Raw genomic sequence first — 24,664 nt, 5'->3', positions numbered from 1 at the left:
GTGTCAACGTGGAGACAATGTTAAGTGCGACCGCTATTACAAAGTTAAGAGATGGAAAGCTTATGTTAGCTACTACATATAATGGTTTATTTATTGAACAAGACGGAGAATGGAAACAAATTTTAAATGGTTTTCAAAAACGAATTAGGGATTTACATAGCGAAGATAATGTAGTGTATGGTGTAGGTGACGAAGGAATTTTTATTCGTAGTATGAATGGTGGAGAGAATTGGACGGTTCAACGTTTTCCAACAAAGGCAACGAGTTGGAATGTATGTAGTAATATAGAAGGAACTGTCATTGCTCATGGAGATAAAACGTTGTATCATTCGAATGATTTTGGTTCGACATGGGAAACCATTCATCCATTTCTTGAATATGGTGGCGGAGCACCATCTATTCGATCGTTGTTTTTATATAAACATTACTTATTTATCGGTACGAAAATACATGCTAAATATGGTGGTGTTTGGCTCTTTAATTTGGAGACACTTAAATTAAAGAGGATTAAAATCGTGATGAATCAAATGATCTCAGCGTTGACTTTACACAACTCTTATTTAGTAGCAGCCAGTGGATCATGCAAAGGCATTAGCGGGAATATTTCTTTTTGTAAAATAAATGAAAGTATTGAGAGTGAAAAACCATATTGGCACACATGTCAAAGTGAGCAAAAAGCAAGTAGCTATTTAGACTTAAGTGTAGATCAACATGTGTTATATACAACGTCAACGCAAAATAAGGCTGGGATTAGTACTGTTTGTCGTGTACTTTTAGAAGAAGGAATTGTAACAGTATGTGATTCAGTTAAAGGGCATGGCTGGCGCATTGTGAACCAAAAAGAAGCCTATTTTGTAGCGGGATCAGGTGAATCAAAAGCGATGCAGTGGAAGAAAAAAATTGTATAGCAAAAAAACTTTGCTTTTATTATATTGATATGATATATTATATTTAAACCATTTTACTTTTAATAATATAGAGATTTAAATGAGCTGTAACTTCCGAGGAGGATAGCAATGTTAAATCTCCTCAGAGTTGCAGTTTTTTTAATGTCTGACTTATTTTTGTAAAGTGGTTGAAAATGAATATGTACATATAGGTACATTGTAGGAGGATTTTTTACATGCAAAACGGTAAAGTAAAATGGTTTAACTCAGAAAAAGGTTTCGGATTCATCGAAGTTGAAGGCGGAGAAGACGTATTCGTTCATTTCTCAGCTATCCAAGGCGAAGGTTTCAAAACTTTAGAAGAAGGTCAAGAAGTTACTTTCGAAGTAGAACAAGGTAACCGTGGACCTCAAGCTACAAACGTTAACAAGAAGTAATTGTGGAAGAAAGAAGGGCTTGCCCTTCTTTTTTTTTGCGTTTTAATTGAAGAACCTCCTATGTACATAGCATAATGAGATTGAATTTTCGTTTTTTAGATGAAGTATTACATGCATAAAGTGTATGAATAAATAAATACTGAAAATAAAGTATGTGTGTGAAAAGGAATGTAGAAAGAGGTAAATAAATTGAAAAACGCTACACATTTTATTGTGTTTGATATAGAGAGAAATTTTAGGCCATATAAATCAGAAGATCCGTCAGAGATAGTTGATATCGGAGCTGTAAAAATAGAAGCAAGTACAATGAAGATAATTGGAGAATTTTCGGAGTTAGTAAAACCCGGTGCACGACTTACTCGTCATACGACAAAATTAACGGGAATTACAAAGAAAGATTTAATGAATGTAGAGAAATTTCCGCAAATTATAGAGAGATTTATTCAGTTTATCGGAGAAGATTCTATATTTGTTACATGGGGAAAAGAAGATTATCGATTTCTATCTCATGATTGTACGTTACATGCTGTAGAATGCCCTTGTATGGAAAAAGAAAGAAGAATTGATTTACAAAAATTTGTTTTTCAAGCGTATGAAGAATTGTTTGAGCATACACCAAGTTTACAATCTGCAGTAGAACAGCTCGGTTTAATATGGGAAGGGAAGCAGCACCGTGCTTTAGCGGATGCTGAGAATACAGCGAACATACTTCTTAAAGCATATAGTGAGAGAGATATTACTAAAAGATATAAAAGACATGGTGAACTCGAGCTTGTAAAGGACGGAAAACTAACAGAAAAAGCGAAAAAAAAGATGCGAAAATGGGTATTTAAAGAAATGAGAAAAAATACTGAGCGTCCTTTCGTTTGGAGTACATTTGAAAGTAGCGACACGTGGGAAAGTATAACGGAAAGATATTATATAAGTGAACCAACAATAGAACTTCTGAAAAAACATTTTCGTACGGCGGTTCGAAAAGCGGAAAGGCAGATTAGGTATTTGGCTGAGATGGAGAAGAATGCAGAGGTTAAATGACATTCTTCTCTATTTCTAGCTACATAAATTTACTGTCATTGTATTGATGGACGAATAAAGTATTCATATAAATAGGAATTGATTTGTTGTGCTACTTTGAAATTTAAGGTGTGGTAAGAAATTTTTTAATATATTCATAAAATTAGAGCCCATAGAAATGAAAGAGGGTAAAGTTGAATGGAAGCAATCTTTAACATTGTAACAGTTTTAGTTTTTGGGATAATATTTACCACGCTATTAGCGGTAATTACACTTCCTTTCATAGCACAGAAGAAGAATTGGAAAAGGCTTAATATATCTTTAAATCGTGGTGTATTAAAGATTAAAATAGAAGAGTAAGCTAAGAGTCTTATATATATATATGGGAGGTGTGATAGTGATAGACTTGGATATTAACGATGTTACCGTACAGATGGAATTAAACGGAGTCTTTTGGAATGAGGATGGGATTGCTGAAATGACGGTGACTACAAAAGACGAACATTCTCTTATTCTTCGTCTAGTAGTTGATTTAGAAAGGAAAACGATTAGGGCGACGAGTATTGAAATAGTGAATGGATTCTGTCCGCTATGCAAACAGAAAAGGAACGAATGTAGTGAATTGAATGACTTGCAAAACAAAATGGATATTTTAGAAGAAGCTTACGATTGGGTGAGAGAGCATCCAAAATATCGTTTTCAATTATCTTTTTACGAGTACAATAAATTTGAGGTAGTAAAGTGAAAATTTCATTTTACCAATATACATAGTGACTACTCTAATGGAAATACACTTGTACACCAAAAAACAAATCTACTGAATCCTGTGACAAATGTCCTCTTGGATCAAAAATAAGCATATTTTATTATAAAGCAGAAAAACCGATTCTTAGTAGAATCGGTTTTTTACATAACTTTCAAATGTGTCACAAATAAAAGATCGTTTGTTAATAGTGCTCTGTAAAAATAGGGATATAGAATGGTTTATTCAATCCCGTTCGGATCATAAGAATACTGCTGCTTATTCTCAATCCGTTCAATTACGTCTTGCAACTCGTCTGGCTTCAGAAATTCAATAGGAGAGAAGCCTTTCTCAAATGTAAGTGTATCAGCCTCAATCATTAATACGTATCGGTCATTTACCTTTGCGATATGTATTTGATCCCCGAAATCAGCAAGTAGGGCTTTCACAGAGATATGATCCGCTTTTAGCTTCAATTCCACTTCAGGCGCATGCTCGACGATTTGAGCGGTAGCTTCCATTACTTCTTCGGTTGAAAATTGTTCCATAATTTCGCGTTTCGGACTGGCAGCCCATACTTCCATTGCTTGGTCGAACTGTTCGCGCTCTTCCGTACCTTCTTCAAATACATCTTCAATTTGGTCGTATACCATGTCCATTACTTGTGTTTTCATAATTTCAGGCATAGAGCGTTCGTATTCGACGAATTTTAAGAAGTCTTCAAAGTAACGGGCGTGTGATGCTTGGTGAATCTTTAGCTCGCCCACTTCGACCATACCTTCTTCGGGCATGTACGGATATTGGATAGATTTCATATTTTTTGTTGTGATGGCCATTTCAACGTTACGAATTAGTGTGGATTCATCGGAAATGGAAGCGACTTTCGGCTCAAAGTCACATTTCATAACGAAAACGAATGGATCATCAAAGTATTTGCGTAGTTTAGCTTGCGCAATTAAAAATACACCACCGCGTACAGCACTTGTGTCAAGATATGTATAAACGAGAGGTTCGCTCATATCTTTGAAGTTTTCCTTCGTTTCTGCAAAGCGGATGCGATTAAATAAGTTGTAATGAGGATTTGAATCAAGTTCGTGCCCTTCTTCTACAATAAAGCGACCGATCTTTGTCGGAGCTTGCTCTGTTTTCGCATGACGTTCTACTTTTCTCTTTGAAATTTTTAATAATTCTCCATTCAAAAATTCTTTTAAGGAGCTATCTTCATACTCTTCAGCGTCTAATGTTTGAAAATGTTTGTAGCGTTTATCAACAGCTTCACCTTTTCCTTCTACTTGTACAACATAAAAGGAAAGATAATTTATTTCAAAATCCATATTTATCACCTTGTTTCATTTCATTAACTCTTATCAGTATAGAGATGGAAAAAACTTTCGTCAATTTATATAAGGAAGGGGAAGCCCCCTTCCTTCATATATTTTTTATTTCCGAAATTAAAATCCGTCTTCTAATGCTGAAAATGGAATGTTCAGTCTGTTTTCTACTGTACGTAAACGTTGGTTTAAGCGGTTTAATCTACGTGTATGACGTTCAACCGTGTTTTCTAATTGACGTACTCTTTGTTCAAGCTCATTTACTCGTCTTTCTAATTGACGGTTTCCAGCACCAGGAAAAGAGATTGGAAGTTGGAATTGTCGAGTTTGATCATATGGATTAACTTGTTCTACTGGATCTATATATTGTTGGTATTGTGCTTGTAAATCATATTGAGGTTGATAACCAGTTTGGTTATATGGATCGTATGGATTGTAGGGGTACATAAAAACATCCTCCATTTCTTTAAAATAGGTTAATTCACCATAATGTATGTGTAAAAGCGGAGTGTGGCACGGCAAATACCTATTTATGTTCACAGGATGTTTTTTATAAATACGAATATGGAGTTTTACATTTGTATTTCGTTCGTTTTATGGTATATACTGGATAATAGGGAGAGGTTACGTAAAGGTTACAATTCTATCAAACTCAAACTTTTATGTAAATATATATAGACATTTGGAAAAGAAAAGAGTAATTTATATAGAGTAAAAAATAACTTGTAACAATTTATAAATATATTGTAAAATGATTGTAACAAAACATACATAAAAATGAAATAATACATAAAAGTAGTATTGGGGAAAAGGGGAGAGTATATTGTTCCGTAAAGTAAAGGGTATATTAGTTGGGGTTTTATGTGTAGCTGTAGTGAGTGGCTGTGGTACAAAAGTAAGTGATGTTGCATTAGTAAGTGATATTGGTGGCCACACGGTAGAGGCTAAAGCAGAAGTACAGGATTCTATTAGTTTAGTAGATGGGCGTACAGGTACGGAAGTAAAAAAGTTAGATTTGTCGAGTCTAGGTTATTTTGAAGATGAAGCGAAATTTAAAAAATCAGTTGAGAAGGTTGCTAGGGAAGTTGGGAAAAATGTTGACAAAAAGATGGTCCCTTCACGTCTAGGATCTGATGGAAGTTGGCAAGAAGGGAAACCTTCTTATGAATTAATGGAAAAAGAATTAGTAGATAAATTATTAAACGTAGGTATGTGGGATTCTTCCTATCAATTACCTATTGTTGAGAAGAAGCCTACTGCAACATTAAGTGATGCGCAAGGAAGTGGTACGGTAATTGGTAGATATGAAACGAATTTAGGTGGCTCAACAGGTGGCCGTATTGAAAATATTCGTTTGTCAGCAGCGAGCATAAATGGAGTTGTATTAGCAAAAGGAGACCGTTTCTCTTTCAATGCATTAATTGGTGATACAACGCCAGATAAAGGATATCAATTAGGAAAAGAAATTGTAGATGGTAAATTAGTAGATGGATATGGCGGTGGTGTTTGTCAAACATCATCAACATTATACAATGCGGCAGATCAAGCTGGTTTGAAAATGGTAGAGAGAACAACACATTCTAAAACGGTAGGTTACGTTCCACAAGGAAGAGATGCTACAATTGCATATCCATACTTAGACTTAGTGTTTGAAAATACGAATGATGCACCTGTGAAGCTTTATATGGGCATTCAGGGCGGAAAGTTAGTTGCTGAAGTACATAAAATGCGATAAGAATTAGAACAGACTATTTTTGTAAAGTCACCTTTTCTGAAAGTTAGAAGAGGTGACTTTTTATTATGAACATAAAAATAAGTGTAAATTCTGACTTTTCTTATTTACATAGGATGATTTTAGTTGTATCCTTCATAGTAACGGTTATATGTAATGGAAGAATATTGGGATAAGGAGATGGAGTTATTTATGGTACAGATTCATCCGAAAACACGTATTGGTCATGTTGAATTTAAGGTGATAGATTTAGAACGTCAAATTTCCTTTTATGAGAATGTTGTAGGCTTAGAAGTAATTAAGCAAGAGGGGAATAAAGCATATTTATCTGGAAAAGGTGGAAAGAATACATTACTTGTTCTTGAAAAGTTAGAGGACGGGGTACTGCAAGAGCCGCGTACGACTGGTATATATCATGTAGCCTTTTTGGTTCCGACTCGTGAGGCTTTTGCGTCGGCATTATTTGGTGTGATTCGTAATAAGAATGTAATTGATAGTCCGGCTGAGCAAGAGGGACGTTATACATATTCAAATGAAATTTTACCAATTTCAAGGTTTAATAGCGCAAGCGATCATACGTATAGCGAAGCGTTTTATTTACAAGACTTAGAGGGAAATGGTATTGAAATTTATGCGGATCGTCCGCGCGATCAATGGGGAGAAGGGCCAGGAGGAAGTACCCCGCTTGATTTAAAAGAACTAGCAACGCTTGTTGATTATGAGTTCGATGGATTACCTGCTAATACTGTCGTTGGACATGTACATTTACGAATAGCTAATGTAGAAGAGTCACATGACTTTTATGTAGATACAGTAGGCTTTGAAGTGCACCAACGTGAAGATGACTGCTTATTCATTTCTGCAGGAGGATATCATCACCATATAGGCGCAAATACGTGGAACGGAGTAAATAACCCGCATTCACCAGCACATGCAACTGGACTTAAGGTATATACGATTGTATTACCGCATAAAGAAGCATTAGATGAAGTGAAAGAAAGATTAATAGAAAAACAACATGGAATAAATGAGATTTTAACTGGATTTACTGTAGTAGACCCGAGTGGTATTACAGTACAGTTTGAAATAGAAACAGCATAAAAGAAGTCGGAAGGTGTATAATTACCTTCCGACTTCTTTTTGATACGTAATCCAGGTAGCACAAGGATTGAAAGGAACGGATTTTAATATCTCCATTGCATATATACTTGTTGAATCGAATTCACCTTGAATGAAAGAATAGCCGTGTTTATTTGCATACATAAATTGTTCGAAAACGAGCAGTTTCAGTAAGGATAAATCGTCTTTCGTGTGAGTTCCGCACCATCCTAGTTCTACCGTATTATCCTTTTCTGATGTATGGAGGAAAGAGTATGCCATAATTTGATGCTCTTCATTTATAATGAGAAAGCTCCCATCTAGTAGTACGTCATCAGCTAAAATCATCTCTTGCCAAGTTTGTAGTGGGAATGAGGCAACGGGATTTGCTAGGTGGGTTTGCTCATAATTTTCTTTTACTAAGTAGGCTAGTTTTTCTAATAAATTATTATTTGATACGATGTTCGATAAAGTTTGTACATGATAATTTGAATTAGGGACTATATCGATAGAAACTATTTTTTGTAAGTCTAATATCGGCATATATGTTCTTCGAATTTCCGTAAAATTATGTTCTTCAAAAAACGTTTTTAAATGAGCTGATGTTTCCCATATAGAGGTTTGTAATGGGAGTTTAAAGTTTTCTCGCTTTTGAATCTCGTTTAATAAAAATTCTTCAATGTGTAGCTCTGCATAGAAAGGATTCGTATATATTCGAAAGTATGTGCAGTATGGATGGAAGTTACTGCCCCAGGTGAAAAAGATGCCTACTACATCTTTTTTATAGTAGGCAACATACGCACATTTTGTTTTATTATCTCGTAATAAGTGAAATACGTACGATTCTTCATTGTATAAATCAATAAGTTGTTTTACTTGTAGCTCATTATTTTTACTATACTTCTCTATAACAAGATTATTTTCATTGGAGGACTTCATCATAGCTCAATCCAAAAACGTCTTACTACATTCCCATCTTCCTCAATGAAATCCTCATCACGAAGCCCGCCGTTATGTAAAATTGTTTTTTCTGAAGCAGTATTTACTTCATCGCAAACGATCAGTGCTTTCGTGATGTTTAATTGCTTCGCTTTTTCCAGTGATAATGCTAGTAATTTCGTAGCATAACCTTTTCTTCTTTCAGAAGGGCGAATGCCATAACCGATATGACCGCCAGCGTTAAATAAGTGTTCGGTTAAACTATGGCGTATATTAACAGTTCCTACAATTCTATTATTATCTGTAACGAGCCAATATGTAGAGTCTGGTACCCAAGATTCAGGAAGGTTTACTCCGTTATGTGCATCGAGTAGTTCTTGCACCATAGCGGGGAAGTTAGAAGGGTCTTTTGAAATAACCCACGGAATCATCGTTTCACCGCTATCTTTCCATTCGTTATAAAAATCTAAGTATTCGTCTTGTAAATCGGTAGTAGGTGTAAGCAAAGAGACGTTCATTGTGAGTAAGCTCCTTTATTTATGTAGTATGTATAAAAAAATCACGACATGAAATGAAAACGTTTTCTTGATTTTCTCAACCTCATTTCATGTTATCCACCTTTGTTTTTTCAAGAAAATGAGTGGATGTTTAAAATTAGAAGTTATTTATTTTATGTTAATATTTAAAATATTAACATAAAATGGCCTAGGTATTAAGTGTATTTTAGTAAAATTCCTTCATATCGATACATGGATGTGTGTGATAATTTTTATTTTATCTATCTATAATGAATGAAAGGGGGAAGGGCTCGTGAGTGTAAATATTGATTTCATTATACGAATCGGTGTTGCTGGTTTGTTAGGAGCAATAATCGGTATTGAAAGGGAAATTCGATCAAAAGAAGCGGGCTTAAAAACACATTTCCTAGTAGCGGTAGGAAGTGCTTTAATAATGGTCGTTTCGAAATATGCTTTTTCAGATATTATGAATGAAGATCATATGGCACTAGATCCGAGTCGTATTGCAGCGCAAGTTGTTAGTGGAGTAGGTTTTTTAGGTGCAGGTACAATTATTATTCAAAAGCAGGCGGTGAAAGGATTAACGACAGCAGCTGGTTTATGGGCTACAGCAGGAATTGGATTAGCAATTGGTGCTGGTATGTATGTAGTAGGAATTGGAGCGACGATTCTTGTTTTAATTGGTTTAGAGATTGTAAGTCGTATTTTTAAGGTGCAATTTTTATTTCCGCAAAATATAATGGTGCAAATGTGTATAAATAAACGTGAAGCAGTACAACAAATATTAGAAACACTTCATATGAAAGGCATTCCAATACTTTCATATGAAGTGGAAGCTTCACAGCAAGGGATAGAAATTGTTTATAAGGTAGGGATGCAACTGAAAAACATATCGTCAGAAGAAAAGAATGAGTTTATTCAGCATATGCAAACATTACCAGAAGTTACATTCATAAAGTTAAAATCATAGTTTGAAAACGAGGATAGATGTAGCGGGAATTTCGCTATTATCTATCTTTTTTTGATATAAAACGCACATAAAGTCAAGTGTTAATTTTGCATGGTATGGATACATGTGTGAACGTTACCTTATTTTTTCTCAATACAGTATAAAAAGTGAAAATAGTAAAATAATGGTGCGGTACACTAAAAAATGTAAGGTAGGGGAGAGCATGAAAGGCTATTCAAAAAAAGTGTTAGTAGGGGTAAGTTTTGCTAGTTTCATGTTAGGGAGTTTTCAAGGGGACGCATTGGCAGAAGGTACAAAGGGAGAGCAAGTTTCATATCGGAATGTGCTCAAAATGGAGCCGATTGGTTTACAATTACCAGTGCAAGAATTAGCTCATTCATCAAAAGTGTTGGAAAATAAGTCTTTTGAGAAAAGGCTACAATTTGCTGATTTGTCACAAAGACCGCCTGAAGTGAAAAAGGAAAGTAAGCAATTAGCTGTAGCGAAAACGTATACAATTGCTGAATTAAATCAATTGAGCAATCAGCAGTTAGTGGACTTACTTGTAACAATTGATTGGGAGCAAATTACTGGGCTATTTCAGTTTAATAAGGATAGTCTTGCATTCTATCAAAATGATAGTAGAATGCAGGCAATTATTGATAAATTGAACCAGCAAGGACAAGCTTATACGAAAGATGATTCAAAAGGGATTGAGACTTTAGTAGAGGTGTTACGATCTGGTTTTTATTTAGGATTTTATCATACAGAATTAAGTAAACTAAATGAGCGAAGCTATCATGATAAATGCTTACCTGCACTAAAAAGGATTGCGAATAACCCGAATTTTAAACTCGGTACGTTAGAACAAAATAGAGTTGTCTCATCATATGGAAAATTAATTGGGAATGCTTCAAGTGATGTGGAAACGATCACATCAGCTGCAAAGATTTTTAAACAATATAATGATAATTTTTCTACATTGGTAGATAATCTTTCAGCTGGAAATGCGATTTACGATATTATGCAAGGTGTTGATTACGATATTCAATCGTATTTGTACGATACGAGAAAAGCACCGAAAGATACAATATGGTATCAAAAAATTGATAGCTATATTAATGAATTAAGTCGTTTTGCCTTAATTGGAACGGTGACAGCGAAAAATGGTTGGTTAATTAATAATGGTATTTATTATACAGGTAGACTTGGTACGTTCCATAGTACAGAAACGAAAGGGTTACAAGTTGTAACAGATGCCATAAAAATCTATCCGTATTTAAGTGAGCAATATTTCGTAGCTGCTGAGCAAATTGCGACGAATTATGGCGGGAAAGATGCGAATGGTAAAGTGGTTGATCTAGATCAAATAAGAGAAGATGGTAAGAAAAAATATTTACCGAAAACGTATACGTTCGATGATGGAGCAATTGTGTTAAAAGCTGGAGATAAGGTGACTGAGGAAAAAGTAAAACGTCTATATTGGGCGGCAAAAGAAGTGAAGGCACAATTCCATCGTACGGTTGAAAGTGACCAGCCGTTAGAAAAAGGAAACCCTGATGATGTATTAACGATGGTTATTTATAATAGCCCAGCTGAATATCAATTTAACCGTCAATTATACGGATATGAAACGAATAACGGCGGTCTTTATATAGAAGGAACAGGTACGTTCTTTACTTATGAACGTACGCCAGAAGAAAGCATTTATAGTTTGGAAGAATTGTTCCGACATGAGTTCACGCATTATTTACAAGGTAGATATGAAGTGCCAGGACTTTGGGGACAAGGGAAGATGTATGAGAATGAGAGATTATCTTGGTTTGAAGAAGGGAATGCGGAGTTTTTTGCAGGTGCAACGAGAACAGATAATGTTGTACCGAGAAAGAGTATTATAGGAGGCATATCTTCAAATCCAGCAGAACGTTATACAGCAGAGAGAACGTTAAACGCAAAATATGGAACGTGGGATTTCTATAATTATTCCTTCGCTTTACAATCGTACATGTACAATAAGAGATATGATATGTTTGACAAAATTCATGATCTTATTAGGAAAAATGATGTAACAGCATATGATGCATACCGCTCTGCTTTAAGTAAAGATGCGAATTTAAATAAAGAGTATCAAGACTATATGCAAATGTTAGTAGATAACCGTGAGAAATATAATGTTCCATTAGTATCAGATGATTATTTAGCGACGCACGCACCGAAACCAGTTTCAGATATTGCAGCAGAAATTACAGCAGAAGCAAAATTAAGTAATGTATCAGTTAAGAAAAACAAATCACAGTTCTTTCATACATTTACACTACAAGGAACATATACAGGTACGACTGCAAAAGGAGAATATGAAGACTGGAAATCAATTACACAAAACGTAAATGATACGTTAAAACGTTTAAGTGCGAAAGAATGGACAGGCTATAAAACAGTAACAGCTTATTTCATAAATTACCGTGTGAATGCAGCAGGACAATTTGAGTATGATGTTGTATTCCATGGTATTAATACAGAAGAAGGTGCTGTGAATAAAGTGCCAGTTGCGGTTATAAATGGGCCCTATAGTGGAAATGTAAATGAAGCAATTTCGTTTAAAAGCGATGGATCGAAAGATGAAGATGGAAAAATTGTTGCTTATAAATGGGAGTTTGGTGATGGTACTGTAAGTAATGAACAAAATCCGACTCATGTATACACAAAAGAAGGAACATATACGGCAAAATTAACAGTAACAGATGACAAAGGATTAAAGAATACTGCTACAACGAATGTAACGGTTCAAAAGAAAGAAGATAATAGTGTAGAAAAAGAGCCGAATAACTCATTCCAGACAGCAAATAAACTGCAATTCAATCAAGTTTTACGTGCTAGTTTAGGAAACGGTGATACGAGTGATTACTTTGAAATAAATGTGGAAACGGCGAAAAACCTGCAAATTAATGTAACGAAGGAAAATAATATTGGAGTAAACTGGGTTCTTTATTCGGAAGCAGATTTAAATAATTACGTTACGTATGCCCAGCAAGAAGGAAATAAGTTAGTAGGAAGTTACTACACGTATCCAGGGAAATATTATTTACATGTGTATCAGTATGGCGGGGGAACAGGGAATTATACGGTAGAAGTGAAATAGTAAAAAGGTCGCCGTAAGTGGCGACCTTTTTGTTGCGTGTTATACAAAAAAATTTACAAAAGCTTGATAGGCACTACCAAGAGAAAATAACGTAGCTACCATATGTGCAGTCCATTTAGGCATATTTAATTTCAATACGGTATTGTACAAGATTCCATATAAGGGGTTCTGCCGACGAAACGCGGAAATTATACGCTAAGCATAAGTTTACCAATAAAATAAAAAACAAAGTCTGTAAATTTATGTAAAATAATGATATGATTTAATTGAATATAAAGAAAAAGGAAACCGATACAGCTTGTGCGTATGCAGTGCATTTTGGTCTGGGTCGCAGTCTTTTAATGTGCTCGAACTACAGGAGGAGTAAGCATATTCCCGATGGATCCATTTCTGTACTTCCATTATTTAGGGAAACCCCTGGTATCCAAGACTAAATTTTACCCATACATCATTTTTTGATGTAGCTCTTGAAGATAAAAACTATTTAATTTTCAAGGAACAGTTATTAACTTAAAACTTATTATACTAGGAGGGTGTATCATGAAAAAAATATGCTTTGTATTAATTGTCGACGCTGGTATAAATTATGGTTCAATATTTTCTCTACCATTTTTAAGGAATCACGATGATTTGAAGGCGTATTTTTCTGAGTATTATGATGTTTCGATCAATTATATTAGGGATAAAAACTCAGTTGACTATTTGGTAGTTCCCAAACCGTGTCCACCTTTTGATAATGAAAATAATCTTCCAATAATTGAAGTACCAGCAAACTTATTTATGGAAAAGGATTTTGAAAAAATAAAGACTTATATAGACAATTATTTTTCTAATAACTCATAAAGAAAATAAAAGTATAAAAAGAAGTCCGATAAAAAACGAGTGGTGAAGATTCAATGAATAAGGCACAAGCAACATTAGTAAATTACCAGCACCAACTAGATTTAGCTTCTTATTGGGGAGATGGTACCACTTCGTCTTCAGATGGGATGGGCATGCAAATGGAGGTTTCATCTTTACATGCAGACGCAAATCCACAGTACGGAACAGGTAAAGGTGCTACCATTAAAGTCCGATTAGTGAAGGCTAATAATCAGTGGGAGATGAAGAAAACCCCCACTAATTAAAGTTTCACTTTATCGCTTTATGAGTGATCAATTCTCTAGCTTTCATACAAAAGTGATTAATCCGAATGCTAGGGATGCCGTTCATGTCATTGATGGTTTACTACATCACGAAACAGATTTACATATTGAAGAGCATTCTATTGGATTATTACGCCTCTTAGAACATAAATAAAACCCTTGATTTTCTGCTTAGCGTAGATAAATCAAGGGTTTTTCTTTCAAAATCTTTTTACGCGTTATAGCCGAATAATTTTAAATCTTCCCCTGAGTTCGAAATGATCTCTTCGAACTTCAATCCTACTTTTTCTAAAAGCTTTCCTGACTGGATGTTATCAGTAGTAGTAATGGCTACAATTCGTTTCAGACCTAGTTTTTGTACTCCGTATTCGATTACAGCAGAAGCTGACTCGTAGCCATATCCTTTCGAACGGAATTTCTCTAAAAAGGCAAAGCCGATATCAACATCTTCTAATGAATCTCTTTTAATAAGACCACACATACCGAGCGGAGTGAGATCTTCTTTTCGTTCTACTAAGTAAAGGCCGAAGCCCATTTTATTATACATATCAACGGGGCCGTTTAAGATGTATTTTTTTGCATCTTCTAAGTTTTTAATCCTTTTATCACCGATATACTGAATCCATGCAGGATCGTTTACTAACTCGAGAATAAATGGAGCATCTTTTAGATGAAACCAGCGAAGAACGAGTCGTTCCGTTTCAAGAACTATCACAATCTACTGCACCACCTTTAACATTTATAATCATTAGTATGGATTGTGTAATACAAAATCGCAACATATTTTACAAGAGCCCGGATTGTTCACATAAAGTTCGTTTGTTTTGTATAAAGGGATATTTTATAATTAGAATTGATTGTAAAGAGTGAGATGCTTATACAATGACTCCTAGGTGACTAGGAGTTTTTACTATATAACTATCATTATTACTAAATATGACACACTACACATTCTACTCAAGGAGGTACATAATGAAGAAATTATATAATGCATCGTTTACGTATTTGATTATCGGTTTATTATCAGGGATTTTCGCTAGGGAGTATGGAAAGTATAAAGGGATTGTAGGATCTACTTTGTTAAACCTTTTACATACACATACACTTGTACTCGGCTTTTTCTTCTTTTTAATTGCTTTAGGATTAGCAAAAGTATTCGCGTTTCATGAAGCGAAAAGTTTTAATAAGTGGTTTGTTGTACATAATATCGCATTAATATTAATGTTAGGTTCATTGGCAGCAAGAGGGCTTCTTCAGTTAAATGGAGCGGACTTTAAAGGGTTAACTTATATTGTTGGGTTTTCTCATTCGCTGATGGCATTTACTTTAATTTGGTTTATGTTGTTAATAAAGAAGTCATTTAAAATATAGTTTTATAGAAAAGAACTTGCAGTAATTGTTGCAAGTTCTTTTTTTATTCGAAAGTAAGAAATGAATTTCGTATATGTAAAACTTGAATTATTTAATTTTTCGGATTATTATGTATAAAATAGTTAACATATTTTGTAATTCAAATTTATAGAAAGTAGGAGAGTGTAAGATGGAAATAACGGTAGAGCGTTTAGTAAATGAATTAAAGGGTGTACTTCCCGAAGATCGAGTAGTAATTAATACAACAGTAAGAGAGTTACATAGTAAAGATGAATCTTATCATGCTAGTAGTTTACCTGATGTAGTAGTTTTTCCGAAAACGACCGAAGAGGTTAGCACGATAATGAAAATAGCGAGTGAGCACGGGACACCCGTCGTTCCGTTTGGGGTAGGTTCTAGTTTAGAAGGACATGTAATTCCTTATGAAAAAGGAATTACGGTTGATTTTTCATTAATGAACAAAATTCTTGAAATAAGAGAGAAAGATTTTCTGGTGAAAGTACAGCCAGGAGTGACTCGTTCTCAGCTCAATAAAGAATTGAAGAAATACGGATTGTTTTTTAGTGTGGATCCAGGAGCAGATGCAACGTTAGGGGGAATGGCTGCTACAAATGCAAGCGGAACGACAGCGGTTAAGTATGGAGTAATGCGTGATCAAGTTCGTGATTTAGAAGTCGTTCTTGCTGATGGGGAAGTAATACATACTGGGAATTTAGCTGCGAAGTCGTCATCAGGTTACCATTTAAATGGTGTTTTCGTAGGATCAGAAGGTACGCTTGGATGCTTTACAGAGTTAACATTAAAAGTATACGGCATACCAGAGCATGTTATGGCTGCAAGAGCATCGTTTCCAACTATAAATGATGCAGTAGAAGCTGTTATTAACATATTGCAAGCGGGTATTCCGATTGCGAGAATTGAACTCGTTGATGAACTATCTATGAAACAAGTCAATCATTACAGTGAAACAAGTTACAGAGAAGAACCTACATTGTTTTTAGAGTTTCACGGTAATGAAGCAGGGTTAAAGCAAGATGTTGAGTTTACGAAAGAAATTGTTTTTGATCATAAATGTAAAGAAGTTGCTTTTGAAACGGAAACTGCAGCGAGAAATAAATTATGGGATGCACGGCATAACCTAGCATACGCTTACGTTCATAGCTATCCTGGTAAAAAGCTTATGAGTACAGACGTATGTGTACCAATTTCAGAATTGGCTGGGGCAATTCAACATGCGAAAGATACATTAGATAAGGTTGGGCTTGTTGGTGGTATTCTTGGTCATGTAGGAGACGGGAATTTCCACGTGCTCTTAATGGTCGATCCAAACGATAAAGAAGAAGTGGAAAAAGCAGATGAAATAAATGAAAGTATCGTTCTATATGCTCTTAAACGAGGAGGAACATGTACAGGGGAACATGGCGTTGGTATTGGAAAACGGAAGTATCAGGAAGAAGAACATGGGGCGGCATTATTCGTAATGGAAAAAATAAAGAGAGCTCTTGATCCGCAAAATATTTTGAATCCGAATAAAGTTTTTCAGTTAAAGGATAGGGGATGATGGGGTGAAAGTACTAGAAGCGATAAGTAATATAGCTGGAAAGTATTTTGCGTTTTGGGTTATTTGTATTGCAACTATTGCGTATTTTATTCCCGCTCCATTTCTCGGGTTAAATAGTTACATAACGATTTTACTCGGGGTTGTTATGTTTGGGATGGGGTTAACATTAAAGGCTGTTGATTTTAAAATTATTGCTACAAAACCATTGCCAGTTATTATCGGTGTATGTGCTCAGTTTATTATTATGCCACTTGTCGCATACGTACTAGCCTACGTTATGAATCTGCCAGCAGAATTAGCAGCTGGATTAGTATTACTCGGTTCAGTACCGGGTGGCACCGCATCAAATGTTATGGTTTATTTAGCAAAAGGAAACTTAGCGTTGTCTATTGCAATGACATCATTATCAACGTTACTAGCACCAATTGCTACACCTCTTATTTTATTATTACTTGCAGGACAATGGATGCCGGTTAATCCTATGTCTATGTTTCTTTCTATCGTACAAGTTATTATCATACCTATTATTTTAGGATTAGTAGTGAAGAAGTTATTCCCTAAAACTGTTACGAAAGGAATGACCGTTATCCCTTTCATATCGGTTGTAGCAATTATCATTATTGTTTCTGCAGTTGTTTCAGCGAATGTAAGTAGTATTACTTCTTCAGGCCTTCTTATCTTTATTGCCGTTATGCTCCATAATGCTTTCGGTTTTTTACTCGGATATATAACAGCATTCATACTTAGACTAGACGAAGGGACAAGAAGAGCTATTTCAATAGAAGTAGGAATGCAAAATTCAGGTTTAGGTGTTGCGCTAGCAACAGCACATTTTGGACCAGCTGCCGCCCTCCCAAATGTGTTAGCAGCAGTATGGCATAACATTGCAGGACCGATTTTAGCAACCATCTGGTCAAAAAATGCAAAGGATACTTTCAGTGATGAAACTTTATCGGTAAATATAGAAAAATAGGAATGATAAAGAATGCAAAAACGTATTGTACATTTTGAAGGGCTAGTTGTTTTCATAGCTGCGATTTATGCGTATTCATTATATGAATTTAGTTGGATAATATTTTTTCTGTTCCTTTTAGCTCCGGATTTATCAATGTTAGCGTATGGTATAAATAATCATGTTGGGGCTAACATTTATAATTTATTTCACACATATATCATATCGATATTAATTGTTATCATAGGTGCTTATTTTAAGATAGATATAGTTATTATGATAGGTCTAATATGGACAGCACATATTGGAATGGATCGAATGTTTGGATATGGATTGAAATATGAGACGGATTTTAAGGATACTCATATTCAGAGGTTATAGTTGCTTTTGAGGAGAGGGATACTTTGAAACAGAGAATTACTATCGAAGAGTATAACATCAAATGGGAAAGTGAATTTAATAAGTTACAAACTCTCATTAACGATGTAATGGAAGACAGTATTTTATCCATTGAACATGTTGGGAGTACATCTATTAAAGGACTTGCAGCAAAACCAATATTAGATATTGATATCATAATAGAAGATTATGGGTTTTTTCCTAAAGTAGTAACAAAGCTTGAAGCGATAGGATACTATCATCAGGCAGAATGGAGCTACAAAGGGAGAGAGGCGTTTGGCAGAAAGGACGCTTTCGTTCCGTGGGACGGAGAAAGTACAGATTGGATGGAACATCATTTGTATGTGTGTGATAAAGAAAGTGAAGAGCTAAGGAGACATATAGCGTTTCGGGATTATCTTCGTGAACATGAAGGTGTTGCTGTTGAATATGGACGTTTAAAGAAAGAATTAGTAAGAGAATCGAAAAATAGAGCGGGTTATAGTGAAGGTAAGACGGCATTTATTACAAATATATTAGAAAAGATAAACTAAGGCGGCATGGAATACATGCTGCCTATTCTTTTGAAATAGAACGCTGCCATTATAAAACAAATACAAACTGGCCCTGTTGAATGCTACGATACTTAAATATAATGAGAAATAAAAGATCGGAAAAGAGGGAACTTATGTATATACCAAAATATTTCGCAATACAAGATGAAGAAATGAAGTATGAAATAATGGAACAAAATAGCTTTGCAACGTTATTTTCCCAACATAACGGGGAACCATATGCGACGCATTTACCGTTGTTATTAAATAGGGAGACCCTTACTTTACATGGTCACTTCGCACGGCCGAATGAACAGTGGAAAGATATTGGGAATCAGCAAGTACTAGCTATATTTCAAGGACCACATAGTTACATCTCTCCGTCATGGTATGAAACAAACAATGCAGTACCAACATGGAATTACGTTGCAGTGCATGTATATGGTGAATTAGAAATTGTTGAAGATGGACAGGAATTAATAGACTCTCTTCAAGAGTTAGTACATAAGTATGAAGATCCGGAGAGCACCTACTCACTTAATGATGTAGACCCGAATTATATGGGAGGATTAAGTAAGGGAATAGTGGGCTTTAAAATAAAGATAAATAAAATAGAAGGAAAAGCGAAGTTAAGTCAAAATCATTCTGTGGAGAGACGGAATTTAGTTGTGGAGGAACTTGAGAAAGTTGGTAGTGAGGGGAGTAGGGGGATTGCAGGGTTGATGAGAAAATAGAGTTTACTTGAAAGGGAAACATTCTAAATAAGCGTATTAAAAAAGACCTTCTTAATGGAAGGTCTTTCGTTTTTAAAGTGTTTTTTCAGTTGTTATTGGGTTGTAGTCTTTACCTACGTCAACGGATTGAACAAGGTCAGGCCTTTGTGGTGCAGGGAAATCTGCATGACTTGCTTGATATGTAAACGAACTATTTACCCCAATAGACACAATTCCGATAACAGATAATCCTAATAAGATGGAACCAATTTTTCTTATCATTTTAATGCTCCTTTCTCAAACGTTTTTTCTTTTGCTTGTAACGCTTTATGAAAATACTCGCTTGCTTTTATATGATTATTTTCATCGTAAAGTTTAACGGCTAACTTTTCTGAATATTCCTGAGTGTAGTTATATAAAGATTCTTTGTCGAAATACGCAATTCCTTCAAGAATAATTTTTTCTAAGTCTTCAGTTGACTCGTTATTGTTAAGGGACTCTAAAATTTTAAAGTGAAGCATATATTCTTCATTGTTAAGTTCTGTACAAATTTTTAATCCTTTTTTTATAAGTTCTGAAGCGATATTTATTTCACTGAGTTTAGAATGTTCCCTAGCTTGTAAGAAAATTGCTTTGAAATGGGTAGGCATTTTTGTCGTTACTTCAGATAGATGGCGAATAGCCAGTGTTGATAGGTTTTGATTGGCATATAGCCAGCCTAAATTATTACGAACTCTTAAAAGTAAAGATTCTTCATTTTGTTTTTGTAAAATATTGATTGCGGAGTTATAGTGTTCTTCAGCTTGCTCGTATTGTCTTAATTGTACACATGATGCACCTATAACGCTTTCACATGAAGCGACATTTTTTTCATAATCTCTATACATGAAAAATATTTCTCGAGCTTTATTAGCATATTGAATTGCATCAATCGGTTTATAAAAATGTTGATTAAAGATAGCGAATCGGTAATTATATTCAGCTTCCTCTAGTTTATCTGAAACATTAACTAATAGCTTTTCAGCATTTTCATAATGTTCACTTGCTAAATTATAATTTGTTGTTAAAGTAGCATGAATCGCTTTAAATAAATGATAGTAGTAAGAAAGTTGGTGATTAGGTGAAATCGCGTAAGAATCTATTTTATTGAAACTGTCTTTTGTGATGCTTAAACCATCAGTTAAAACTTTGAAACGAAAATCTAGTAGAGAATAGTATAATGCTAAGTTTTCATCTTCTTCAAAGTTTAGTTCTTTTTCCTCAATTTCATGCTTTAAGTTTGTTGCCTGGGACACATCTTGTTTTAGCATAGCTAAATACCAATCATTAAATAATTTCGTAATTTGTTCATTACCTTGTAGTTGAACGTTCATGAAATCCCCTCGCTTTTTGAATATTCTTATAAAATATAGTATCAAAAATAACAATATTTAGAAATACGATTTTTATTTCTCAATATTTGTTTAACAAACTTTTCAGTAAGCCGATTGGAATAGTATTAATTTGTTTTGGAGTAAAGAAAAGGTGTCGGGGGAGGGGGCATTTTAAATTTCTAGTTGAGAGGTGAAAATATAAAAAAGGGTGCGTTCACACAATTTGTATGAACACACCTTTTTACAGATTAAACAATCAAGTCCCACAAAAAGTACGATAAGGGCGATTCGTAGGCGCAGGTGGAAGGCAGTATTCTTCTTGATCTGTAGAATATGCATAAGGATTTGCTAGAGCTTCAAGAAGTTTTTCCATTACGCTATAGTCGCCATTTGTGACAGCGGCTTCTAGTGCTTCTTCTACGCGATGGTTTCTTGGGATGATTGATGGGTTATTATTTTTCATCATTTCGTAGGCATTTTCTTTCGATTCATCTTGTTTTTCTAATCGAGATTGCCACAGTTTGTACCATTCTTTAAATTCAGGGCTATCGAATAGAGGGGTATTTTCTAACGTATTAAGAGTTAATGAACGGAATGTATTTGTGTAATCCGCTTTAAATTTCTCCATCATTTTTAAAAGTTGCTCAATAAGTGATTGATCTTGTTCTTCGTTGCTAAATAGTCCTAATTTCTTTTTCATTCCAAGGAACCAATGGTTTTCATACTGTACGCTAAATTTTGAAATTTCGTCTTGAGCAATCTTTAATGCTTCTTCTTCATCTTCGTGTAGGATTGGTATTAAGGATTCAGCTAGTCGCGCGAGATCCCATGCGGCCATATATGGTTGATTTCCATATGCGTAGCGACCTTGTGTATCAATAGAGCTAAATACAGTTCCTTGGTCGTAATTGTCCATAAATGCACAAGGGCCGTAATCAATCGTTTCACCGCTAATCGTTATATTGTCAGTGTTCATTACGCCGTGAATAAATCCAACAAGTTGCCATTTTGCGATAAGACTTGCTTGTCTTTTAATGACCTCTTGTAGCAATGCAGTATATCGGTTTTCATGATCTTCAATTTCTGGATAATGCCTTTTTATTGTATAGTCAGCTAGTGATTGAAGATCCTCGATAGAACCGCGAGCTGCAGCATATTGAAATGTGCCGACGCGTATATGGCTGCTTGCTACTCTAGTTAAAATAGCTCCAGGTAACTTTGTTTCACGATATGTTGGTTCGCCTGTTGTGACAACTGCTAAACTGCGGGTAGTTGGAATATCAAGTGCATACATTGCTTCGCTAATAATATATTCACGTAGCATTGGACCGAGTGCAGCACGACCATCACCGCGGCGTGAATACGGAGTAGGACCAGAACCTTTCAGTTGAATGTCAAAACGTTTACCTGAAGGAGTCATTTGTTCACCAATTAAAAGAGCACGACCGTCGCCTAACATATTAAAATGTCCGAATTGATGACCGGCATATGCTTGTGCTAATGGACGAGCTCCTTCTGGGAGTGCATTACCAGCGAAAATAGCGATTTCGGCTTCCTTCTTCAATTCTTCAGGATTAAAGCCAAGAGATATCGCAAGTGAATGGTTTAGCTTAACTAACTCCGGTGAACTTACGGGAGTAGGGGGGATTTCTGTATAAAATGATTGTGGTAAAGTCGTATAACTATGGTCTAAATTCCAACCAGCTTCATTATTTTTAGTCATTTTATCTCCTCCTTGTTTATTTTTTTTATTATGTATTTGTACGTATGTATTCTTTGTAAAATTAGCTAAAAGTATAATATGATATTTCCCCTTGCAATCTATTGTAAGGACTTCACTGCACTATGTCTATTTAACAGTAAATATAAAAACTCCATTTGAAGAAAATGGAGTCTTTATTATTATTTCATTTTTACAATTATTTTTCCTTTTGCTCTTCCGGCCTCTGAATATTCCATTGCTTTTTGCGCATCTTCAAAAGGGAAAACTCGATCGATTACAGGTTTGATTTTTCCGGCTTCAATATAGTTTGCGATAGTACGTAATTGATCTCCGCTTGGCTTCATAAATAAAAATGAATATTGAGCATTATGCTTTTTTTCAAGTGCAGTAAGTTTTTTACTTGCTAATGAAAATAAGAATGTTTTAAAAAATCCAGAACCAAATTCTTTACCGAAACGAGCGTTTGGCATTCCTGAAACGGAAACAATGTTGCCGCCGCTTTTTATAATATTGAATGATTTTTCAAGTGTTGTACCACCAATGGTATCAAATACTGCATCATAATCTTTTAGTATTTCTTCAAATTTTTCTGTTTTGTAATTAATAATTTGATCTGCTCCAAGAGACTTTACTAAATCGGAACCAGCTTCACTAGCAGTTGTTGTAACGGTAGCGCCCATTATTTTTGCTAACTGAATTGCGAAAGTACCAACACCACCAGATCCAGCGTGAATTAAAATCTTTTGATCTTTTTGTAATTGCATAATGTCATGTAATGCTTGATAGGATGTTAAGCCAACAAGTGGAATTGAAGCAGCTTCTTCAAAACTTAAATTTTTCGGTTTTAAAGCTATGTCATCTTCATGAATGGCTATATACTCCGCAAAAGTACCAATCTTATTTTTTCTTGGACGTGCATATATTTCATCGCCGACTTTAAAACGAGTTACTTTTGAGCCAACCTTTATGATGACACCAGCAAAGTCATTCCCAAGGATTAGGGGCATTTCATATTTAAGTAACACCTTTACTTTTCCATCGCGTATTTTAAAATCAATTGGGTTAATACTAGCTGCATGAATTTCTGCGAGCACTTCATGCTCATTTATTTCAGGAATAGGTACCTCGGCCATACGCATTGGGACTTTTCCGTACTTATCAATTATCATCGCTTTCATTTCTTATACCTCCAAATTTCAATAAAGTGAAACTTTAATCAGTGGGGGGTTCTTCATCCCCCACTGATTATTAGTTGAACCAATCGGACTTTTATGGGCAGTTGATCCCCTATCTAAATTCTTTGCTTTCGCTGAATTCTGAGGTGGGGGTCTTACTGCCCGTTAAAGTGGGATAAAAGTTGTGCAATAGCTTTTCGATATCTAATACAAGATTTTTTAATAAACTTAATTTTGTACGTATATCAATATAATAAAAGTTTTTTGTACCTTCTTTTCGCATTAAAATAATACCGGCTTCTCGTAAAATTCTAAGGTGATGTGATACCGCGGGTCGAGAAAGGTGTGTTTGTTTCGTAATTTCTCCTACACGTAATCCGGTTTGACATTCCGTTTCCATGAGAACTAACAAAATAGCTTGACGTGTTTCATCACCAATTGCCAATAATACTTTTTGAGAATCAACAAAATCTTTTTTTATAACATTTAATTGTTCTTGTTTATTCATTTTAATCACTATACCTCCTGGTAATGAGTCGAAAGGTTTAAGATGATGGACCATTACTTCGATACGGTAATGCTACATGATTGTTGTATGAGCTGCAATATTGGGAAAGAAAATCGAGACGAATGAAATTTTATGAGTTGAAAATGGTAGGGGATAAAAAAGGCTGTAATAATACGTTGTTTCCAAATGAGAATGGTTAAGTCATTGGGCAAAAAATTAAGCGGTCGTAACCCTATATAATTTATAGGGTTACGACCGCTTATCATGTTTTTATTATTTTGAAGTGAGTTGTTTCGTTTTACTCTTGCATACATGCACAATTCAAACGGATTATAGATGTATGAAAAAGTAAAAGTAATTTGGGGCGTAATCTATCTATATGATAATTTAAAATGAAATATAAGTCTATATCTTTGTTGTTTTTT

The 24,664-nt window shown here is 34.9% G+C and carries 26 protein-coding genes and 1 pseudogene; 17 read left to right on the top strand and 10 right to left on the bottom strand.

All coding sequences use genetic code 11. From position 1 onward, the window contains the following. The first annotated feature begins 8 nt into the window (after positions 1-8). The 5 genes from NST14_RS17510 (at position 9) to NST14_RS17490 (ending at position 3,083) form a co-directional block, all read left to right on the top strand. Positions 9-908, top strand: a complete 900-nt coding sequence (locus NST14_RS17510; protein WP_000449508.1) for a WD40/YVTN/BNR-like repeat-containing protein — start codon at positions 9-11, stop codon at positions 906-908. A 215-nt stretch (positions 909-1,123) separates the two neighbouring features. Then, a complete protein-coding gene (cspB, locus tag NST14_RS17505) occupies positions 1,124-1,324 on the top strand; it encodes a cold shock-like protein CspB (RefSeq protein WP_001179150.1) in 201 nt (66 codons plus the stop codon). 189 nt (positions 1,325-1,513) lie between these two features. Next, on the top strand, positions 1,514-2,359 hold the full coding sequence (locus NST14_RS17500; RefSeq protein ID WP_229142860.1) for an exonuclease: 846 nt from the start codon (positions 1,514-1,516) through the stop codon (positions 2,357-2,359). Between the two features lie 177 nt (positions 2,360-2,536). Beyond that, on the top strand, positions 2,537-2,698 hold the full coding sequence (locus tag NST14_RS17495; protein WP_000387292.1) for a hypothetical protein: 162 nt from the start codon (positions 2,537-2,539) through the stop codon (positions 2,696-2,698). Positions 2,699-2,735: 37 nt separating this feature from the next. Further along, positions 2,736-3,083, top strand: coding sequence for a hypothetical protein (locus tag NST14_RS17490; RefSeq protein WP_000566117.1), 348 nt, complete (start codon positions 2,736-2,738; stop codon positions 3,081-3,083). A 239-nt stretch (positions 3,084-3,322) separates the two neighbouring features. On the opposite strand, the gene NST14_RS17485 is transcribed toward NST14_RS17490, so the two are convergent. After that, positions 3,323-4,414, bottom strand: a complete 1,092-nt coding sequence (locus tag NST14_RS17485; protein ID WP_000345047.1) for a DUF3900 domain-containing protein — start codon at positions 4,412-4,414, stop codon at positions 3,323-3,325. Positions 4,415-4,531: 117 nt separating this feature from the next. Continuing rightward, on the bottom strand, positions 4,532-4,873 hold the full coding sequence (locus tag NST14_RS17480) for a hypothetical protein (RefSeq protein ID WP_001997954.1): 342 nt from the start codon (positions 4,871-4,873) through the stop codon (positions 4,532-4,534). 361 nt (positions 4,874-5,234) lie between these two features. Here NST14_RS17480 and NST14_RS17475 point away from each other — a divergent pair, with 361 nt between their 5' ends. Together NST14_RS17475 and NST14_RS17470 are read left to right on the top strand one after the other, a co-directional pair. Next, a complete protein-coding gene (locus tag NST14_RS17475; protein ID WP_000488988.1) occupies positions 5,235-6,146 on the top strand; it encodes a VanW family protein in 912 nt (303 codons plus the stop codon). A 189-nt stretch (positions 6,147-6,335) separates the two neighbouring features. Beyond that, on the top strand, positions 6,336-7,244 hold the full coding sequence (locus NST14_RS17470; protein ID WP_229142859.1) for a VOC family protein: 909 nt from the start codon (positions 6,336-6,338) through the stop codon (positions 7,242-7,244). Between the two features lie 21 nt (positions 7,245-7,265). Here the strand turns inward: NST14_RS17470 and NST14_RS17465 are convergent, their stop codons facing one another. Next, the gene (locus NST14_RS17465) at positions 7,266-8,183 is read right to left on the bottom strand and encodes a hypothetical protein (protein ID WP_000978258.1); all 918 of its coding nucleotides are present in this window, start codon (positions 8,181-8,183) and stop codon (positions 7,266-7,268) included. Next, positions 8,180-8,698, bottom strand: coding sequence for a GNAT family N-acetyltransferase (locus tag NST14_RS17460; protein WP_061131701.1), 519 nt, complete (start codon positions 8,696-8,698; stop codon positions 8,180-8,182). Before NST14_RS17460 ends, NST14_RS17465 begins: the two co-directional genes overlap by 4 nt. Before the next feature lie 292 nt (positions 8,699-8,990). Between NST14_RS17460 and NST14_RS17455 the strand changes: the two genes are divergently transcribed. From NST14_RS17455 to NST14_RS17435, 4 genes and pseudogenes are all read left to right on the top strand, one after another. Further along, positions 8,991-9,668: an MgtC/SapB family protein gene (locus tag NST14_RS17455; protein ID WP_000115697.1), complete on the top strand. Its 678-nt coding sequence runs from the start codon at positions 8,991-8,993 to the stop codon at positions 9,666-9,668. Between the two features lie 202 nt (positions 9,669-9,870). Further along, the gene (gene colA / locus NST14_RS17450) at positions 9,871-12,786 is read left to right on the top strand and encodes a collagenase ColA (RefSeq protein ID WP_229142858.1); all 2,916 of its coding nucleotides are present in this window, start codon (positions 9,871-9,873) and stop codon (positions 12,784-12,786) included. Between the two features lie 540 nt (positions 12,787-13,326). Continuing rightward, the gene (locus NST14_RS17440; protein ID WP_229142857.1) at positions 13,327-13,629 is read left to right on the top strand and encodes a hypothetical protein; all 303 of its coding nucleotides are present in this window, start codon (positions 13,327-13,329) and stop codon (positions 13,627-13,629) included. A 44-nt stretch (positions 13,630-13,673) separates the two neighbouring features. Beyond that, positions 13,674-14,049: pseudogene (locus NST14_RS17435) on the top strand (Tn3 family transposase); the annotation flags it as partial. Positions 14,050-14,142: 93 nt separating this feature from the next. On the opposite strand, the gene NST14_RS17430 reads toward NST14_RS17435, so the two are convergent. After that, a complete protein-coding gene (locus NST14_RS17430; protein WP_000636234.1) occupies positions 14,143-14,646 on the bottom strand; it encodes a GNAT family N-acetyltransferase in 504 nt (167 codons plus the stop codon). A gap of 257 nt (positions 14,647-14,903) precedes the next feature. Between NST14_RS17430 and NST14_RS17425 the strand changes: the two genes are divergently transcribed. The 6 genes from NST14_RS17425 to NST14_RS17400 all read left to right on the top strand — a co-directional run bounded on the left by NST14_RS17425 (position 14,904) and on the right by NST14_RS17400 (position 19,481). Further along, a complete protein-coding gene (locus tag NST14_RS17425; RefSeq protein ID WP_000737903.1) occupies positions 14,904-15,302 on the top strand; it encodes a DUF2871 family protein in 399 nt (132 codons plus the stop codon). Between the two features lie 169 nt (positions 15,303-15,471). Further along, positions 15,472-16,863, top strand: a complete 1,392-nt coding sequence (locus NST14_RS17420) for an FAD-binding oxidoreductase (protein WP_229142856.1) — start codon at positions 15,472-15,474, stop codon at positions 16,861-16,863. A gap of 4 nt (positions 16,864-16,867) precedes the next feature. Then, the gene (locus NST14_RS17415) at positions 16,868-17,836 is read left to right on the top strand and encodes a bile acid:sodium symporter family protein (protein WP_229142855.1); all 969 of its coding nucleotides are present in this window, start codon (positions 16,868-16,870) and stop codon (positions 17,834-17,836) included. A 12-nt stretch (positions 17,837-17,848) separates the two neighbouring features. Continuing rightward, the gene (locus NST14_RS17410) at positions 17,849-18,196 is read left to right on the top strand and encodes a DUF4260 domain-containing protein (protein ID WP_001172036.1); all 348 of its coding nucleotides are present in this window, start codon (positions 17,849-17,851) and stop codon (positions 18,194-18,196) included. A 23-nt stretch (positions 18,197-18,219) separates the two neighbouring features. Then, entirely contained in the window at positions 18,220-18,747 is a 528-nt protein-coding gene (locus tag NST14_RS17405) for a GrpB family protein (RefSeq protein ID WP_000813606.1), read from the top strand. Between the two features lie 134 nt (positions 18,748-18,881). Continuing rightward, complete coding sequence (locus NST14_RS17400; protein ID WP_229142854.1) at positions 18,882-19,481, top strand: FMN-binding negative transcriptional regulator; 600 nt, start codon at positions 18,882-18,884, stop codon at positions 19,479-19,481. Positions 19,482-19,553: 72 nt separating this feature from the next. On the opposite strand, the gene NST14_RS17395 is transcribed toward NST14_RS17400, so the two are convergent. The 5 genes from NST14_RS17395 to NST14_RS17375 form a co-directional block, all read right to left on the bottom strand. Continuing rightward, positions 19,554-19,742, bottom strand: a complete 189-nt coding sequence (locus NST14_RS17395; RefSeq protein WP_074540698.1) for a Phr family secreted Rap phosphatase inhibitor — start codon at positions 19,740-19,742, stop codon at positions 19,554-19,556. Beyond that, positions 19,739-20,833: a response regulator aspartate phosphatase gene (locus NST14_RS17390; protein WP_229142853.1), complete on the bottom strand. Its 1,095-nt coding sequence runs from the start codon at positions 20,831-20,833 to the stop codon at positions 19,739-19,741. The genes NST14_RS17395 and NST14_RS17390 overlap by 4 nt, the downstream gene beginning before the upstream one ends. 256 nt (positions 20,834-21,089) lie before the next feature. After that, positions 21,090-22,556, bottom strand: coding sequence for a protein adenylyltransferase SelO (locus NST14_RS17385; RefSeq protein WP_048557153.1), 1,467 nt, complete (start codon positions 22,554-22,556; stop codon positions 21,090-21,092). A gap of 179 nt (positions 22,557-22,735) precedes the next feature. After that, positions 22,736-23,734, bottom strand: a complete 999-nt coding sequence (locus NST14_RS17380; RefSeq protein WP_000646405.1) for an NADP-dependent oxidoreductase — start codon at positions 23,732-23,734, stop codon at positions 22,736-22,738. Positions 23,735-23,843: 109 nt separating this feature from the next. After that, positions 23,844-24,248, bottom strand: coding sequence for an ArsR/SmtB family transcription factor (locus NST14_RS17375; RefSeq protein WP_000594281.1), 405 nt, complete (start codon positions 24,246-24,248; stop codon positions 23,844-23,846). Positions 24,249-24,664 lie beyond the last annotated feature (416 nt).

This window comes from Bacillus sp. FSL W8-0519 (assembly GCF_038005585.1).
GTDB classification, from domain to species: Bacteria; Bacillota; Bacilli; order Bacillales; family Bacillaceae_G; genus Bacillus_A; species Bacillus_A paranthracis.
This window is presented reverse-complemented; position numbering and strand designations above follow the sequence as displayed.